The 16,198-nt window shown below is 65.2% G+C and carries 12 protein-coding genes; 7 read left to right on the top strand and 5 right to left on the bottom strand.

The annotated features are described in order from the left end of the window. Positions 1 to 127: 127 nt before the first annotated feature. Positions 128 to 745 (bottom strand): histidine phosphatase family protein, encoded by a 618-nt coding sequence (locus BLV45_RS18465; RefSeq protein ID WP_090535411.1) that lies wholly within the window; start codon positions 743 to 745, stop codon positions 128 to 130. Between the two features lie 239 nt (positions 746 to 984). On the opposite strand from BLV45_RS18465, the gene BLV45_RS18470 reads away from it, so the two are divergent. Together BLV45_RS18470 and BLV45_RS18475 are read left to right on the top strand one after the other, a co-directional pair. Beyond that, a complete protein-coding gene (locus BLV45_RS18470) occupies positions 985 to 3,000 on the top strand; it encodes a VTT domain-containing protein (protein ID WP_090535412.1) in 2,016 nt (671 codons plus the stop codon). 97 nt (positions 3,001 to 3,097) lie between these two features. Continuing rightward, positions 3,098 to 4,072, top strand: a complete 975-nt coding sequence (locus tag BLV45_RS18475; protein WP_090535413.1) for a VTT domain-containing protein — start codon at positions 3,098 to 3,100, stop codon at positions 4,070 to 4,072. On the opposite strand, the gene BLV45_RS18480 is transcribed toward BLV45_RS18475, so the two are convergent. After that, on the bottom strand, positions 4,017 to 6,371 hold the full coding sequence (locus BLV45_RS18480; RefSeq protein WP_090535414.1) for an FdhF/YdeP family oxidoreductase: 2,355 nt from the start codon (positions 6,369 to 6,371) through the stop codon (positions 4,017 to 4,019). The genes BLV45_RS18475 and BLV45_RS18480 overlap by 56 nt on opposite strands. 163 nt (positions 6,372 to 6,534) lie before the next feature. Between BLV45_RS18480 and BLV45_RS18485 the strand changes: the two genes are divergently transcribed. Both BLV45_RS18485 and BLV45_RS18490 read left to right on the top strand, forming a co-directional pair. After that, positions 6,535 to 7,947, top strand: a complete 1,413-nt coding sequence (locus BLV45_RS18485; RefSeq protein WP_090535415.1) for an aminotransferase-like domain-containing protein — start codon at positions 6,535 to 6,537, stop codon at positions 7,945 to 7,947. Between the two features lie 36 nt (positions 7,948 to 7,983). Beyond that, the gene (locus tag BLV45_RS18490; RefSeq protein ID WP_090535416.1) at positions 7,984 to 8,256 is read left to right on the top strand and encodes a helix-turn-helix domain-containing protein; all 273 of its coding nucleotides are present in this window, start codon (positions 7,984 to 7,986) and stop codon (positions 8,254 to 8,256) included. Between the two features lie 121 nt (positions 8,257 to 8,377). Here BLV45_RS18490 and BLV45_RS18495 read toward each other — a convergent pair whose 3' ends face one another. The 3 genes from BLV45_RS18495 to BLV45_RS18505 form a co-directional block, all read right to left on the bottom strand. Then, a complete protein-coding gene (locus BLV45_RS18495; RefSeq protein WP_143130447.1) occupies positions 8,378 to 8,761 on the bottom strand; it encodes a hypothetical protein in 384 nt (127 codons plus the stop codon). Positions 8,762 to 8,919: 158 nt separating this feature from the next. Continuing rightward, the gene (locus BLV45_RS18500; protein ID WP_090535418.1) at positions 8,920 to 12,372 is read right to left on the bottom strand and encodes an ATP-binding protein; all 3,453 of its coding nucleotides are present in this window, start codon (positions 12,370 to 12,372) and stop codon (positions 8,920 to 8,922) included. A gap of 10 nt (positions 12,373 to 12,382) precedes the next feature. Continuing rightward, entirely contained in the window at positions 12,383 to 13,030 is a 648-nt protein-coding gene (locus BLV45_RS18505) for a response regulator transcription factor (protein ID WP_090535419.1), read from the bottom strand. Between the two features lie 994 nt (positions 13,031 to 14,024). Here BLV45_RS18505 and BLV45_RS18510 point away from each other — a divergent pair. The 3 genes from BLV45_RS18510 (at position 14,025) to BLV45_RS18520 (ending at position 16,136) form a co-directional block, all read left to right on the top strand. Next, positions 14,025 to 14,270 carry a hypothetical protein gene (locus tag BLV45_RS18510; RefSeq protein WP_090535420.1) on the top strand — a complete coding sequence of 82 codons (246 nt, stop codon included), beginning with the start codon at positions 14,025 to 14,027 and terminating at the stop codon, positions 14,268 to 14,270. 146 nt (positions 14,271 to 14,416) lie between these two features. Beyond that, on the top strand, positions 14,417 to 14,848 hold the full coding sequence (locus BLV45_RS18515; protein WP_090535421.1) for an HIT family protein: 432 nt from the start codon (positions 14,417 to 14,419) through the stop codon (positions 14,846 to 14,848). A 295-nt stretch (positions 14,849 to 15,143) separates the two neighbouring features. Continuing rightward, a complete protein-coding gene (locus BLV45_RS18520; RefSeq protein ID WP_090535422.1) occupies positions 15,144 to 16,136 on the top strand; it encodes a DedA family protein/thiosulfate sulfurtransferase GlpE in 993 nt (330 codons plus the stop codon). The last annotated feature ends 62 nt before the right edge of the window (positions 16,137 to 16,198 follow it).

Genomic DNA, 16,198 nt, shown 5'->3' on the forward strand with positions numbered 1-16,198 from the left:
CATTCGAGAGACGCGCGACACGGTCATCTCCGCCGGGTACGGCGCAATCAGCGTATCTGGACGCATCGACGTGACGCAACACGCCCGAACGCGGGGGCTTCGCTGGCTGATGCCGCCTGGGATGGCGTCACCCCGCTTCGGAACAGCGGAGGTTCCACTGACGCAACGCGCGGACGTCGCGATCGAAGCCGAGGATACTGATCGAAGCCGTATCGAGCACCAGATGCGCGCCGAGCGCCGCCGAATCGCCCATCCAGCAGCCGCCCAGCACGCGCAGAAAATGCGCATGCGAGAAGAGCGCGATGCGCCCCCGCATCGTCAGGAGACGTGCGATCAGCGCGCGGGCGCGCGCCTCTATCTGTTCCAGGCTTTCGCCTTCGGGCATGGGCGAATCCCAGACAGACCAGCCCGGCACGGTCTCGCGGATCCCGGGCGTCGTGCGCCCTTCGTAGATGCCGTAGTCCCATTCGTGCAGCTCCGGCTCGACCTCGGCACGCTCACCGAGACCCGCCTCGCGACAGGTTTCGATCGCGCGCGACATCGGGCTCGTCAACACGCGATCGAACGGCTGCGCGGCGAGCAGCGGAGCGAGCTGATGCGCCTGACTGTGGCCGCGTTCCGTCAGCGGGATGTCGGTGCGGCCCGTGTGCTGGCCGGACAGGCTCCACGCGGTTTCGCCGTGCCGGACCAGCCAGAGTTCGACCTGTCCTTCGTGGCGCTGCTGGGTGGCAGTTGCAGTGTTCATGGGAAAACTCTTCTGGACGGGATGCGGTGACGGGCGGCACGAGGTAGCACATCGGGTGACGCCGCAGGTTGACCGATTCTAAAGCGACCAGACGAAACCCGCCGTCGGGCACACGGCATGCCGTGTATGGCGCGACGCGTCCCGCTTGCGGGTCGCGTGCGCCATGCATTGATCGCGTGCTATGTTTCCGGTGATCCAGCGCCACCAGACCGCCCGCCCCAAAGGACACACTCCCGCTGATGGAGCACGCCTACTTCGAGTTGCTGCACTTTCTGACCGCGAACCCGTCATGGGCGCTGGCGGTCGTCGTACTCGCCGCATTCTTCGAGGCGATTGCCGTCATCGGCACGTTCGTGCCGGGCAGCACCGCGATGTTCATCGCTGGCGCGCTGGTGGGCACGGGCACACTCAACCTCGGCTGGGTGCTCGTCTGCGCGATCGTCGGCGCCATCGCCGGCGACGCCGCCAGCTACTGGTTCGGCATCCGTCACAAGACGACGATCGCGCGTCTGTGGCCGTTCAGCTCGCACCCCGGCATCCTGATCGCGGGCGAAAAATACTTCGAGAAACATGGCGCGAAGAGCGTGATCTTCGCGCGCTTCATCGCGCCGATACGGGCCATCGTGCCCGTTGTCGCCGGCATGATGGGCATGTCGCAACTGCGTTTCTTCGCGTTCAACATCCTGTCCGCGCTGCTCTGGGCGCCCGCGCACATCCTGCCCGGCGTGGTGTTCGGCGCTTCGCTCGAACTGGCGGGCGCCGTGTCGTTCCGGCTTGTGATCGTCGCGGCGATCTTCGTGGCGATCGGCTGGATGACGGTCAAGCTGATCGGCGTGAGCGTCTCGCACGCGCGAAACTGGACCGACGTGTCGCGCCGGCGCATGCTGCACTGGGCCAGGCACAACCCGCATGCGACAGGCCGCCTCGTGCTGCGCGTGCTGGATCCGGACAACCCGGCCACGGGTCTGATCATCGCCATTTCGATGCTGCTGCTGGTGGCGGGCGCGGTGTTCGTCTCCACGATGAACGACGTCGCGCGCGGCAATCCGCTGGTTCAGGTGGACACGTCCGTGTACCGGTTCCTGCGCTCTTTCCACGCCTCGCTGTACGACCACGCGATCTTCCTGCTCTCGACGCTCGGCAGCGCGCTCACGCTGTCGATGCTCGCGCTTGCCGTCGTCATCTGGATGGCGTTCGAGCGGCGCTGGCGCACGATCCTGTACTGGCTGATCGCCGTCGTGTTCTCCCAGGTGCTGATTCTCGCGATCCAGATCGCGGCACGCGGTCTGACGACCGCCTCCGTCGCTTCCAGTGTGCGGGCGTTTCCAAGCAATCACGTCGCGGGCGCCGTGGTCATCTACGGCTTTCTCGCGTTTCTGCTCGTGCGCCGGGTCGGCCTGCTTTCGCGGATCCTGGTGACCACGGCCACCGCGGCGATTGTCGCCGCGGTGGCGCTCGCGGGTCTGTATTCGGGGCTCTTTTCTTTTTCGGCCGCGCTCGGCGGCGCCGCGCTCGCGACCATCTGGGTGTTTCTCGTGGCGCTGACCGCCGTCTGGCGGCATCCGTCAAACCCGTCCCCGCGACCGTTCATGCCGCTCGTGTTTCTGGTGCTGATCGGCGTCGCCGTCGTGGCGCAACTGGATGCCACCCGGCGCAGCGAGTGGATGGATGCCGCGAAGCCGGCGCCGGCCATCGTCGTCACGCCCGCTCAGTGGACCGATCGCATATGGCGCACGTTCTCGTGCTATCGCTCCGACATGGAAGGCGATCGCCAGGAGCCGATCACGGTGCAGTGGACCGCCTCCGCCGATCAGGTGCGCACGCAACTGCTGAGCCGCGGCTGGGTGGCGGGCACGCCGCTTTCCGCGCGCAGCGTGCTCTCGCTGGTTTCGCCAGACGTGAGCGCCGTGGACCTGCCGGCGCTGCCGAAGCTGAACAACGGCGAACCTTCGACGCTCGTCTTCATCCGTCCCGATGCGTCCCGCGACCAGCGCGACGTCCTGCGATTCTGGTCGACGAACTACGCGGTCGAACATCGGCGCGGCATTGCACCGACGCCGATCTGGCTCGGCTCCGTGGTTCACGAACGGTTGCGGCGCCCGACCTGGCCGTTCAACGTGCTCCGTCCGGACCTGCGCGTCGAGCCGATGATCCTCGACCGGAGCACCACGTCGTCGTGGAACGATCTGCAGATTGCAAGAAGCACGGGGTGCAAGGGCGTGCCGGTCACGCTGATCGCATCAAGGGCGCAATGACAGCCTGGCCGGCCGCCAGGCGCGGCGGCGAATCACGCGGCACAATAGGCAGGAATCAACGAACGGGTAGGTACACGTTCATCACAGGGGCCAGCAGGTGATCGAGTTTCCGGCGGCGGCGATTGCGACGTGGGGCGCGGTGGTGGTGTTCGGCAACGTGTTGCTGACGCGCCTCGGTGCGCCGCTGCCGGCGATTCCCGTGCTGATCTTCGCCGGCTCCGCGATCGGCAGCGGGATGCTCTCGTTCACGCACATCCTGTTCGCCGCGGTGGCGGCCGCGATGCTCGGCGACTGCGTCTGGTTCGCCGCCGGGCGGCGCTTCGGGCGTCGCCTCGTCGATGGCCTTGCGCGCTTCTCGCTGACGGTCGCAACCGGCGTGCGGCACGCGCGCGCGCTCTTCGAGCGCTTCGGCTTGCCGGTCGTCGCCGTCTGCAAGTTCGTGCCGGGCCTCGCGCTGGTGACGCCGCCGCTGATGGGCACCACCTCCGTCGCCATTTCCGCGTATTTCGCGTGGGATGCCGCAGGCACGTTCGCGTGGGCCGCGTTCTGGCTGCTGGGCGGTGCGGCGTTCGAGCAGCAGTTGTCGCAGTTCATGGCTGTCGTCAGGTCGTACGGCGCGACGATCTTCGACGTGATCGCCGTCGCGACGGTGCTGTACGTTGCGTATCGCTACTGGCAGCGCGTGCATTTTCGCCGGCGCATCGCGCACATGAAGGTTTCGCCCGAACAGCTCGACGCGATGATGCGCTCGCCGTCGCCGCCGGTCATTGTCGACGCGCGGCCGGAGTCGGTCCGCGACGAAGACCCGTGGCTCATTCCCGGCGCGCTGCTGCTCGACCTGCATTCCGGCGAGCCGCTACGCGCCAGGGTGCTCACGCGCGAAGTGGTCGTGTATTGCTTCTGCGAAAACGATTCGACGTCGCGGAAAATGTGCGAGCACCTGCACAAGGAAGGCTTTTTTCACACGCGCTCGCTGACAGGCGGTCTCGACGCATGGCGGCGATGCGGCTATCCGGTCAAGCCGATGCCGCCTCGTATCGAGATGTTTCCCGCGGCGCTGGCGAGGACGTAGTGTCCCCGCAGGCCGTCAGCAGCACAGGAATCGACTTGGACGTCGGCGTGCCGGCGCCATCGGCCACCGAAGACAGCGGCACGAGCGGATTCGTCTCCGGGTAATACGCGCCGAGACAGCCGCGCGGAATGTCGTATTCGACCAGCAGAAAACCGTTCACGCGACGCTCGATGCCGTCGTCCCATACGCTCGTGATGTCGACGCGCTCGCCGGCCTTGAAACCCAGCATCGCGAGGTCGTCCCGGTTCGCGAACAGCACACGCCGCTGGCCGTAGACGCCGCGATAGCGGTCGTCGAGACCGTAGATCGTCGTGTTGTACTGGTCGTGCGAGCGCGTGGTCATCAGCGTCATCAGGCGCTCGCCGTGCAGCGCCCGCGCGCGATGAACCGGCGTATCGAAGGAAATCGCGTGGACCATGAACCGCGCCTTGCCGCCCGGCGTGTTCCAGATGCGCTCGCGCGCCGCCACACCCAGATGGAAACCGCCCGGCTGCTTCAGCCGCTCGTTGTAATCCGTGAAGCCATCGATCACTTTCGCGATGCCATCGCGGATCAGCGCGTAGTCGTCCGCGTGCGCGAGCCAGTCGACCTTCGCGCTGCCGAGCGTGGCGTGCGCCATGCGCGCGACGATCGCGATTTCCGACAGCAGATTCTCCGAGGCCGGCTTGTTCATGCCGTACGAGATGTGGACCATGCTCATCGAATCCTCGACGCTCACGCCCTGCGCCACGCCCTTCTGCAGATCGATTTCGGTGCGGCCGAGCGTCGGCAGGATCAGCGCGTCCCGACCGTGTATCAGGTGGCTGCGGTTCAGCTTCGTCGTGATGTGGACCGTCAGCGCGCAGGCGCGCATGGCGTCCCACGTGCGCGGCGTGTCCGGCGTCGCGATCGAGAAGTTGCCGCCAAGGCCGATGAACACCTTCACCTTGCCGTCGAGCATCGCCTGAATCGTGTTCACGACGTCGAGGCCATGTTCGCGCGGCGGCTCGAAGTCATAGACCTCGCCGAGACGGTCGAGGAACTGCTGCGTCGGCTGCTCCTCGATGCCGACCGTGCGGTCGCCCTGCACGTTCGAGTGACCGCGCACCGGACACAGGCCCGCGCCGCGCCGGCCGATGTTGCCGCGCATCATCATCAGGTTCGACAGGATCTGCACCGTCGGCACGGAGTTTTTGTGCTGCGTCAGGCCCATGCCCCACGTCGAGATCACCGCGCGGCCCTTCGCGTAGATGTCGGCGAGCTTCAGCACGTCTTCGAACGGCACGCCCGATTCCGCGACGATCGCGTCCCAGCTTTCGGCGCGCAGGTCGTCCGCGAACGAATCGAAGCCCACCGTGTGCTCCGCGATGAAATCGACGTCCAGCACGCGTTCGAGATTCGACGCGATCGCTTCGTCGTCGAGTTCGATCACGCGCTTCGCGACGCCCTTGATCAGCGCGAAATCGCCACCGACCTTCGGGCGGATAAAGACCGAGCTGATTTTCGTGCTGCCCATCGTGATCATCTCGACCGGATGCTGCGGGCTCGCGAAACGCTCGAGGCCGCGCTCCTTCAGTGGATTGATCGAGACGATGGTCGCGCCGCGCTTCGCGCATTCGCGCAGTTCGCCCAGCATGCGCGGATGGTTCGTCGCGGGATTCTGGCCGAAGAGCAGCAGCGTGTCCGCATGCTCGAAGTCGTCCAGCGTCACCGTGCCCTTGCCTACGCCGACGGTGTGCGGCAAGCCGCGGCTCGTCGCCTCATGACACATGTTCGAGCAGTCGGGGAAGTTGTTCGTGCCGTACATGCGCACGAACAGCTGGTACAGAAACGCGGCTTCGTTGCTCGCGCGGCCCGACGTGTAGAACGCGGCGCGATCGGGGTCGTCGAGCTGGTTCAGATGGCGCGCGATCAGGCCGAACGCGTCGTCCCACGCGATCGGCACGTAGCGGTCGCTGCGGGCGTCGTAGACGAGCGGATCGGTCAGGCGGCCGTGCTGTTCGAGTTCGAAGTCGGACTGGGTCATCAGGTCGGCAACCGTATATTGCTCGAACAGCGCGGACGTGGCGCGCTTGCTGGTGGCTTCGGCGGCCACGGCTTTCACGCCGTTTTCGCAGAATTCGAACGTCGACGCGTGTTCGCGATCCGGCCACGCGCAGCCCGGGCAATCGAAGCCATCGGGCTGGTTCTGCGCGAGCAGCGTGCGGTAGTTGCCGCCCGCGACCTTCTCCTTGAGCAGGTTCAGCGCCACATATTTGAGGGCGCCCCAGCCAGCGGCGGGGTGCGTGTACGGCTCGATACGAGCTTCAGGTTTCTTCATGACCGTGTCGCCGGGTAGACGGATAAGCGGGCGGATGTGCCAATGAAGTGAAGCGTACTGTGTCCCAGAATGAACGCGGCACACAGAAATCGTGAAATTCGAGGAGTACAGTTGGCGAGTCCGGGCTACACTGGCTGCATTCCCTCTCCGGACCTTCTTCGCCGTGAAGCTCTACGAGAAACTCGCCGACGAAATCGAAACCGCCGTGCGCAACGGTGTTTTTGCGGCGGGCGAGCGCATTCCGTCGGTGCGGCAGGCGAGCCAGCAGCATGGCGTGAGCATCAAGACGGTGCTGCACGCGTATGCATTGCTCGAAGGGCGCGGCGTGGTCGAAACGCGGCCGCAGTCCGGCTATTTCGTGCGCGAACTGGCCCGCACGCAGGGTGCGTGGGCGATGTCGCCGCAGGCGCCCGCTGTCGCTTCCGAGGTCGACGTGAGCCGGCTCGTGCTGTCCACGCTTCGCAGCATCCGCACGAACGACGCGATGCCGCTCGGCTCGCCCTATCCCGATCCAACGCTCTTCCCGTGGCGCCGCATCAACCAGTACGCGAACGCGATTGCGCGACGGCACGCAAGCTGGAACCTGATGGACGACCTGCCGCCCGGCAATCCCGAACTGATCCGCCAGATCGCGCGGCGTTACGCGGAAAACGGCGTGCCGGTCGATCCGCGGGAAATCATCATCACCGTCGGCGCGACCGAGGCGATCAACCTCAGCCTGCAGGCGGTCGCGAAACCGGGCGACACGGTCGCCGTCGAATCGCCGACGTACTACGCGATGCTGCACGCGATCGAGCGCCTCGGCATGCGCGCGATCGAAGTGCCGACGCATCCCGTCGACGGCATCGACCTCGCGGCGCTTGCACAGATCATCGCGCGCGAGAAGATCGCGGCGTGCATGGTCATGCCGAATTTCCAGAATCCGCTGGGCTTTCTGATGCCCGACGAGCGCAAGCGGCAACTGGTGGAACTGCTGGCCGCGCACGACATTCCAGCCATCGAAAACGATGTCTATCACGAGCTTTACTACGGCGAGGCCCGGCCTTCGACGCTCAAGAACTTCGACACGCGCGGGCTCGTTCTGCACTGCGCGTCGTTCTCGAAGAGCCTGACGGCTTCGTACCGGATCGGCTGGGCGATGCCCGGGCGTTATCGCGCGCAGGTCGAAAAACTCAAGTTCCTGAATACGCTGACGACACCTTCCGTGCCGCAGGTCGCCGTCGCCGACTATCTGCGTCAGGATGGCTACGACAGGCATCTGCGGCACGTGCGCCGGGTTTACCGGCAGCAGGCGCGCCTGATGACAGCCGCCGTGCAGCGATTTTTTCCAGTGGGCACGCGCACGTCGGCGCCGCAGGGCGGCTATGTGCTATGGGTGGAACTGCCGGAGCGCGTCGATTCAATGCGGCTCTATCAGGCCGCGCTCGCGCGCGGCATCACGATCGGGCCCGGCTACATGTTTTCGACGCGCAACGAGTTTCACCATTTCATCCGGCTGAACTACAGCTACACATGGACATCCGCAACGGAAACCGCGCTGAAGACGCTCGGCGAACTCGTCGCGCAGATGGCTTGAGAAACGGACACGCAAAAAAACACAATGGAGACGCAGATGAACGATGACATCGATCCCGCGCTGATCGCCGTGCTCACGCAGCTGTGGCGCGCCGCGCGGGAGACGCCTGGGCGCGCATGGTCGCTCGCGAAGCTCTCGAAACAGGCGGGCCTGCCGATGAGCGGCTTGCGCCGCCAGTTGACGGCGCTCGTCGACGGCGGGTTTGTCGAAACGACGTTCGATGAGGCGGGCACCGGCACGGCGCGTCTGAGCGATGCCGGGCGCGCATTGTGTGCCGGTCTGTTCGATGACGGCGATGGGTCAGACTGAGGTCATCGGCGGCTGATGCCCGACATGCATCGCCGCAACGCGCAGATCGCGTTGCTGCAATCACGCGCACGTCGAGTTGGCGGGCAGATGCCGCTCGCCAGACGGCGTGCCGCCCCGGCCGTTATGGGCCGGGCACCGGCGCGACGGGCCGCGTATTCCTGATCCGGAATCGCAGACGGTTGCAGTCGCCCTTGACGCGCGCCGCGTAGGCTTGCGGATCGCCGGCACGCAGCGATTGATACTGCAAAAGCGTACGTTCCTGCTGGATCCAGCCGTAATTCCAGTGGTAATCGAAATCCTTTGCATCGGGCATCGAAGCTCTTAGCTTCGCCTTGTAGCCCGCAACCTGACTGGACGTGAACCCGCACAGCGCGCTTCCGAAATGCGCGCCGCTACCCGCCGCCTGAACGGCCTCATCGGTGCTGTTCGCCTGGCCCCAGGCGCCAGACGAACATGCCGCGGCAATCAGCAGCACGGCACGCGTGACTCGTTGCGGATGCATCATTTCGCCTCCGTTCGATGTGAAGTTCAACATCCCGCGAAACACCCCGGCTGCCATCGAGTGCAGGCGTCGCGTTCGCGCGGTGACAAACTGCCGGCCGCCGCGTTCAGCAAACACACACTCCACGAACGCGGCGGCCAGTTGCGTTCAACGTTCAGCTTTCAGGAAACGGCGTCGCCGTGAATGTTGAACTGCTCGCTGAGCGCGGCATGCAGCGCGTCGGCCCGCTGCTGGAGATCGGGTGTCCAGCCGGACGTCGTGCCGCACAGTTGCTCCAGTTCGCGACAGCGCTTCGCGAGCACCGGCTCCTGCACCACCAGGAACGCGCCTGCGCTGCCATGAGCCCACTGACGCAGCAGCACGACGTCCTGATTTTCGATGATGCCCGCGAGCTTCGGCAGATCGGTCGCGAGATGGTCCTTCAGGATCGCCATGTAGCGCGATTTTTCGCTGGTGGACATGGCAGAGGACGCAGCAGACGTGTCATCGACACGCGGTGCGGATACCGGCGCCGGAGGCTCCTCCGGTGTCGCCGCGCTCGCCGCAACGATCGCGCCGCTTCGCACGAGTCCGAGCAGCGCGGTTTCCAGTTCCTTCAACGAAGCGGGCTTCGCGACGTACGCAGCGAAGCCGCGTTCGCGCCAGTCTTCGGCCTGCTCGTTGCTCGTCACCGCGCTGAACGCGAGCACGGGCACGTCCGGATGCGAGACGTGCAGCCTCGCCAGCAGTTCGTGTCCGTCCATCACGGGCATGTGAATGTCCGTCAGCACGGCGTCCACTTCCGTGTTCTGGAGCGCGGCGAGCGCCTGTCGTCCGTCGCCGACGATAATCGGCCGGCAGCCCAGCGTATCGAGCTGCTCCGCGACCAGCGTCTGGTTGAGCGGGTTGTCTTCGGCGACGAGGATCACGAGGCCCTGCAACGCCGCGTCGGGCGCCTCCACTTCGACAGGATATTCGGGCGCTGCCTCGACCTCGCCCGACGATTCACCCACCGCGCGCTCGATGGTGGCGAGTCCCGACCGGTGGTTGAACGCGTTCACTTCGTACACGCCCTCGGCGTGGCGCACCGCGCTATGATGTCCGGTGCGCGTCATCCACACCACCGGCACGCGGCGCACCGCACGGAGCGCATCGATCGTGGCGCGGTCGTACTCGCCGGTCACGATCATGAAGCTGGGTGTGTTGGCGCGCAGAAACGCCTCGGCCGTGGCCTGCGTCAGCACGGTGTTCGTCAGCCAGCCGGCGCGCAACATCCAGGTTTCCAGATACTTGCCGCTGTCGCGCTCCTGACACAGCACGAGCGTCGTGCCGCGTTGCACGGGCGCGGGAGGGTGTTCATCGGCTGCGGCGTGCAGCGACGCCAGCGGAATCATCACGGTAAACGCGGAACCGACGCCGGGTACGCTCTCGACCGTGATATGGCCGCCCATCAGTTCGCACAGCCGCGCGCAGATCGACAGGCCGAGCCCGGTGCCGCCAAAGCGGCTCGACGTCGTCGCCTCCGCCTGAACGAACGGGCTGAAGATCCGCGACACCAGGACCGCGTCCATGCCGATCCCCGAATCGCACACGCGGCACACGAGGACGTCGCGCTCCTGAACGTCGACCTGCATCTCGGCGCTGAACGTGATCTTTCCGCACGCCGTGAACTTGAACGCGTTGTTCAGCAGGTTGTTGACGATCTGCGCGATGCGCGTGCGATCGCCGCGCAACACCGTGTCGAGCGTCGCGGACAGATGCACGTAGAAGCGCAGCGGCCGGTCCTGCGCCATCGGCGCATAGGAAAGCGCGAGACTTTCCATGTCGTCGATCGGCCGGAACGTCTCGGCAACGAGCTTCAATTCGCCCGCATCGATCTTCGAAAAATCGAGGATGTCGTTGACGATGCGGCGCAGTCCGTCCGCCGCCATGCCCAGCGCCCGCAGCCGTTGCTCATGCGGCCGCACACCCGGGCTTCGCGACAGCAGTTCGAGATTGCCGAGCAGCGCGTTGAGCGGCGTGCGGATCTCATGACTCATCGAGGCGAAGAAGTTCGAGCGCGCGCGCATCATCGCTTCGGATGCCTGCTGCGCCGAACGCAGTTGCTGCTCGAGCGTCTGCTGCTCGGTGACGTCGATGACCGCGCAGAACAGCACGTCCTCGCCGTCGTAACGCGCGGGCGCGTAGGTGATCTGCAGGAACTGCGGCGCTGGACCGCCAGCTTCGGGCAGCTTCGCATGCACGATGAAACCGGCGATCTTCGCAAACGAGGAAGCCGGCACCTCGTGCCCGCCGTGCTCCCGAAACGCCGTGACGATGTGCGGCGGCAGCTTCGACTCGCTTCCGGGGCGCAGCAGCGAGGCGGCCAGCTGGTTGAAGGTCAGCAGCGAATAGTCGCGTTGCCGGACGATGCACAACCCGACCGGCGTCGCGCTGACAAGAATGTGGTTGATCGTTTCGCTTTCGAGCGCGCGTTCCGTTTCAGCCTGCGACTGGCGAAGCAGCCGCAAGCCCCAGAACCGCGCCGTCAGCATGACGCCCGCGATCAGCACGAGTGCGAGCCCCGCGATCACCATCAGCTGCTCGCTGAGCGCGCGAAGCAAACCCGCGTACGAGACGAAGTAGACGAGCGAGCCGAAACCGGGCTGCGTCGGCTCGACGAACAGCACCCCTTCGCGCGAATAGACGACGTGTCCGGGCGCAACGCTGTTCGCGGCCCTGAGCAGGCGGCTGGACTGCTCAGCGGTGACGGCCGGCGACGACGCCACGAGGCGCCCGCCTTCGTTCTGCAACAGGAGCGTGCCCGGATCGGCCAGACGCGTCAGGCCAGCGAGAAAGGTCTTGACCGGAACGCTGGCGGCAATGAGCGTCCCGGCTGTGTCGTTTTCGTAGACGGCCGTGACCTCGGTCATCACCTCGATGTTCTGCACCGGATCGACGTAGGGGCCAATCCAGACACGCTCGCCAGGCGCCGGCGTGGCGCGCCCCGTCTTCGACTGGAGTTCGCGCGTCAGCACGTCGTGCAACCGCGTCGCCAGACTGACGTCGAGCGCGGATGCCTTGCCAGGCCTGGCTGCGTCGAGGGCGGGAAGAATCAGGCCATAGCTTTCGTCCACGCCCACCAGATACGCGCGGTGATCGAGATCGAACGCGAGCTGCGTGGCGAGTATCGAGTCCGCGGCTTCATACAGGCGCGAGAGCCGCCCATCCAGCGTGCTGCCCCACGCGTCGCGCGTGGCCGGCGGCACCAGCACGTCGAAATGCGCTTCCGGCAACCTGCCGAAACCGCGCCCGATCCCCGTCTCGCGCACCTGGTCGGCGGCGCCGGCGGGCAACGGGCGCGGTGCCACGAGCGTGTCGTAGTAGCGCACGGTCACCTCGGCGCGATGCATGAACGAGCCTTCGCGTTCGAGCAGCGCGGAGACATCGGTCGCGTATTGCACGACACGCCCGTGCCGATAGTCGAGATAGCGCGCGGTGGCCAGCACGGCCACCAGAACCACCGACACGACGACGATCGCCACCAGCGTGCAGATCGTCGCGAAATAAAGATAGCGCTGACGCCGCGCGCTTCGGGCAACGGCCGCGAACGATTCGGCGAGCGAGTCCTGGGTGAGGTCGAGAATTTTCTGCATGACGCGGTCGTCAGATCAGTCCGTTCTCATAGGCATAGCGGATGAGATCGGTGTTGGTCTGCAGACCGAGCTTCTGCATCGCCATGGTCTTCTGGCTGGACACCGTGCTGACCGAGCGGCCCAGCTTGGTTGCGATCTCCGACAGCAGGGAGCCTTGCGCATAGAGCCGCACGACTTCGAGTTCGCGCGGCGTCAGTTCGGTTGCGGGCGCGGCGTTGGCCGACGCCGAATCGAGCAGCGCGCGGATCGAGGGCGAGTAGAAATGGCCGTCGCTGACGGTCACGTGGATGCACGCGCGAACGGTTTCGTCGAGCTGGTCTTCCTTGCTGACGAAGGCGCGCGCACCCAGCTTCATCGCGCGCATGACGACGCCGGGGTTGGTCTGCGCGCTGACCACGACGATGCGCGTGTCGGGATAAAGACGCGACAGGCGCTTGAGCAGATTGAAGCCGTCGATCGACGCGTCGCCGTGTCCCATGCTGAAGTCGGTCACGGCGACGTCCGCTGGATTCTGCGCCAGCGCCTGCACCAGCTGGCTGCCGTTTGTGCATTCGCACACGACCTCGAAACCCGGCGCCCTTCTCAGGCAGTCCCGCAGGGCAACGACAATCAATGGGTGATCGTCGGCAAGTGCGACGCGAATAGGCTTGACTGACATACCGTTGTTCCTTAGGACGACGGAGGGGAATGTGCTGGCTATTCTCGGAGGCAGTCTAGCCTTTTTGCTAATCTTAGGATATGTCTGATTCACAAATCTGGAATTGGCGAAATTCTTTAGATTGCCGTTCACGGAATATCCGGTTTGACTGGAATATGAAGCGGGTTAACAGAACGTTAAAAAACGTAATAGCCATCCGTCGCTGGGGTGATCCGCACGTCGTCGAACTCACAGGAAGCGTCCCTCCGTTATCAAGCCTGGCGGCCTCTGACGCCCGCACGGTTGTCGGACTACATCGATAAAGATCGCGCGCCACGTTATGTGCCGTGCATTCTCAATGGCACTCCTGGCAAGCGGTATCGTAATTTCCTTAAAGTGGCATTCCCGATTTCAGATATTTCGCATAAAGAGCCGGGCACGTTCTGCCTTACTGCGCGGGCACCGGATTATCAGCGACCGCGAATTGCGATTGACCGGTGTGTCGAACTGACGCAACGCGTACGCAACGGATGACAGCGTCGCGTTACGACGGATTGCCAGCCGGTGAGGGCGGAATATCGACGCAAACGTTGAAGCGAAAGCAGAATGATCTGATGGATCGGCGTTATTACCATCTCGACAGCACGTGGGCGACGGCTCAGGATGAACCTGTCAGCGCCCAGTAATGCGGGCCAGCTGATCCAGGTAACAACGGCGTTTGAGCGGCCCGCCCAGGAATGGGCGGGCTATTTTTTTGAATCGTCACGCGTTCGTGTCGCGCGCGCGGCTGGGCCGGCGTATCCGGCCACGTACCGCGGCGAGGCCCACAAAAAGCCCGCCAGCCCGACGGACACTCGCGCTACACTGGCCTTGAACCGCGGCGCGAGGCTGCATGCGGTCCTCCGGGCAACGAAGCCCACGGCAGCGGGTGTCCGTGGGGAGGCTCGCCCGGCAGACGAAGTCCGCGGCCAGCCCGTACAATGAATCGCTCAACAACGAAACAAGGACACTGTCGATGCGCACCACCGGCTCTTCCGGGGCAATGACCCTGCTCACCGAATACGACGACGCAACGGCGCGCGAACTCCGCTCGCTGCGCCTCGAATCGACTGAAGACGGCAAAGGCATTCTTCTGGTCGAAGTCGATGAACGCAAGCCGGGAATCCACCGCGAAGTGCGTTACGAGATCACGCCCGCGGAACTGATCGCGGCGATTCGCGCCCACGGCGCCGAATTGCCGGGCGAACAGCACAACCGTTAATTCACCCTGAACCGCCGGCCGCATCGCCGGTTTCATCGCGGGCGCTGGCGCGCGTCACCACTCTGTCACATGCGCGCCACCGCCTTGCACGGTCTTTAGCGGGGCCGGCCGGTACCGGCGGCGACGCCCATCCTCGAAGGCAGACAATGGAATACGATCCGCAGAATGCGTTCGCCCGGATCCTGCGGGGCGAATTGCCCGGCATCCGCGTGTACGAAGACGAACTGACGGTCGCGATCATGGATATCATGCCGCAGGCCGATGGCCACGTACTCATCCTCTGCAGGGAGCCGGCCGCCGAAATTTTCGAGCTGTCGGAAGAAGGCGCGGCCGCCTGCATGCGGACCACCCGGCGGGTCGCGAAAGCGGTCAAGGCGGCCCTGAACCCGCCCGGCGTGCTGATCGCCCAGTTCAACGGGCGCGCAGCCGGCCAGACCGTGCCGCACGTCCATTTCCACGTCATCCCGCGTCGCGCGGGTGAAACGCTGATACCGCACGGCACAGTGCCTGCGGATGCCGAAAAACTTCGCGAAATCGCCGCGCTGATCGTCGCCGCCATGCCCGAAGGCGCGGCCTGATCCACTGTCTGGGCGTCTGTCCGTCTCTACGTCAGTCGGCCCTTTCGAAACGGCGATTCGTCCCCATCTGGCGCTAACGGCCAGAATGGAACAGGGCGGCCACCTCTACCGCCTCCCGCGTGCCGGGCGCGTCACGCGTCCGGCACGCGGCGTTTCTCCAGCCCGTCGTGGCCGGTCCGATCGTGAATTTCCTTTGTTTTCAAGTCACATTCCGGCACGCTTGCACGTCTTAAAAATGCGTCCATAATCTTTGAGTTACCTTCATTTCTGGCCGTAAGGCCGTGGATGTAAACCGATGCTACATGACCTCGTCCAGCAGTACGGGCCGTTGCTGGTGTTTGCCAATGTGCTCGCCGCGTCGTTCGGGCTGCCCCTGCCCGCGATGCCGTCCCTCGTCCTTTTTGGGGCAATGGCCGCGCTGCACCCCGGCTCCATCGGCGGGCAACTGCTGCCGGTTCTGGTGCTGTCGATTTTCGCGACGCTGATCGGCGACAGCGCGTGGTTCCTCGCGGGCCGCATCTACGGCGGCAACACGCTGAAGACGCTCTGCAAGCTTTCCCTGTCGCGCGACACGTGCGTGAAGAAGACCGAACGCTTTTTCGGACGCTGGGGCGTGCGCGTGCTGGCCGTGGCCAAGTTCGTGCCGGGCCTGTCGATCGTCTCGGTGCCGATGGCCGGCGCGATGCGCGTGCCGTATCGCACGTTTCTGAGCTACGACAGCATCGGCGCGGCGCTGTGGTCGGGCGTCGGGCTGATTATCGGCGTGCTGTTCGCACCGCAGATCGACATGCTGTTCGCCGGTGCAAGCCGTCTTGGACGCATGACCGCGGTGGTCGTGGTCGCGCTGTTGCTGCTGTATGGCGCCTGGCGCTGGATCCGCCGGCGCCAGTTGATCAGGAAGCTGGCGACCGCCCGCATGGAAGTCGAGGAGCTCGACCATCTGATCACCGCGAATCAGACGCCCGTGCTTTTCGATATCCGCTCACACGAAAAACGCAAGCTCGATCCGTTCGTGATCCCGGGCTCGCAGTACGCCGACGAGCGTCAGCTCGCGGAGATCATCGCGAAATATCCGCACGACCAGAAAGTGGTGATTTACTGCTCGTGCCCGAACGAGATTTCAGCGGCGTGGATGGCGAAGCAGATGACCGAGGCCGGTTTCTCGGACGTCGTGCCGTTGCGCGGCGGCCTCGACGCCTGGCGCGACGCCGGCCGTCAGCTGGAGCCGCTGCCTGGCGCCCCCGCCAGCCACGTCGACGACGCCGACATCGAACCGAAAGCGGCGTAACGCGCGGCCGCGCGTCGCCCCATGTCGGGCGACGCGGCAGCCGCAGCCGGCCTGGCGCATCC

This window comes from Paraburkholderia sartisoli (assembly GCF_900107685.1).
Classification (GTDB): Bacteria; Pseudomonadota; Gammaproteobacteria; order Burkholderiales; family Burkholderiaceae; genus Paraburkholderia; species Paraburkholderia sartisoli.

Excerpts from the sequence above, each read along its gene's own strand:
- BLV45_RS18470 (WP_090535412.1), top strand. The coding sequence starts at position 985 with ATGGAGCACGCCTACTTCGAGTTGCTGCACTTTCTGACCGCGAACCCG.
- BLV45_RS18510 (WP_090535420.1), top strand. The coding sequence starts at position 14,025 with ATGCGCACCACCGGCTCTTCCGGGGCAATGACCCTGCTCACCGAATAC.
- BLV45_RS18515 (WP_090535421.1), top strand. The coding sequence starts at position 14,417 with ATGGAATACGATCCGCAGAATGCGTTCGCCCGGATCCTGCGGGGCGAA.
- BLV45_RS18465 (WP_090535411.1), bottom strand. The coding sequence starts at position 745 with ATGAACACTGCAACTGCCACCCAGCAGCGCCACGAAGGACAGGTCGAA.
- BLV45_RS18520 (WP_090535422.1), top strand. The coding sequence starts at position 15,144 with ATGCTACATGACCTCGTCCAGCAGTACGGGCCGTTGCTGGTGTTTGCC.
- BLV45_RS18495 (WP_143130447.1), bottom strand. The coding sequence starts at position 8,761 with ATGATGCATCCGCAACGAGTCACGCGTGCCGTGCTGCTGATTGCCGCG.
- BLV45_RS18480 (WP_090535414.1), bottom strand. The coding sequence starts at position 6,371 with ATGAAGAAACCTGAAGCTCGTATCGAGCCGTACACGCACCCCGCCGCT.
- BLV45_RS18490 (WP_090535416.1), top strand. The coding sequence starts at position 7,984 with ATGAACGATGACATCGATCCCGCGCTGATCGCCGTGCTCACGCAGCTG.
- BLV45_RS18500 (WP_090535418.1), bottom strand. The coding sequence starts at position 12,372 with ATGCAGAAAATTCTCGACCTCACCCAGGACTCGCTCGCCGAATCGTTC.
- BLV45_RS18505 (WP_090535419.1), bottom strand. The coding sequence starts at position 13,030 with ATGTCAGTCAAGCCTATTCGCGTCGCACTTGCCGACGATCACCCATTG.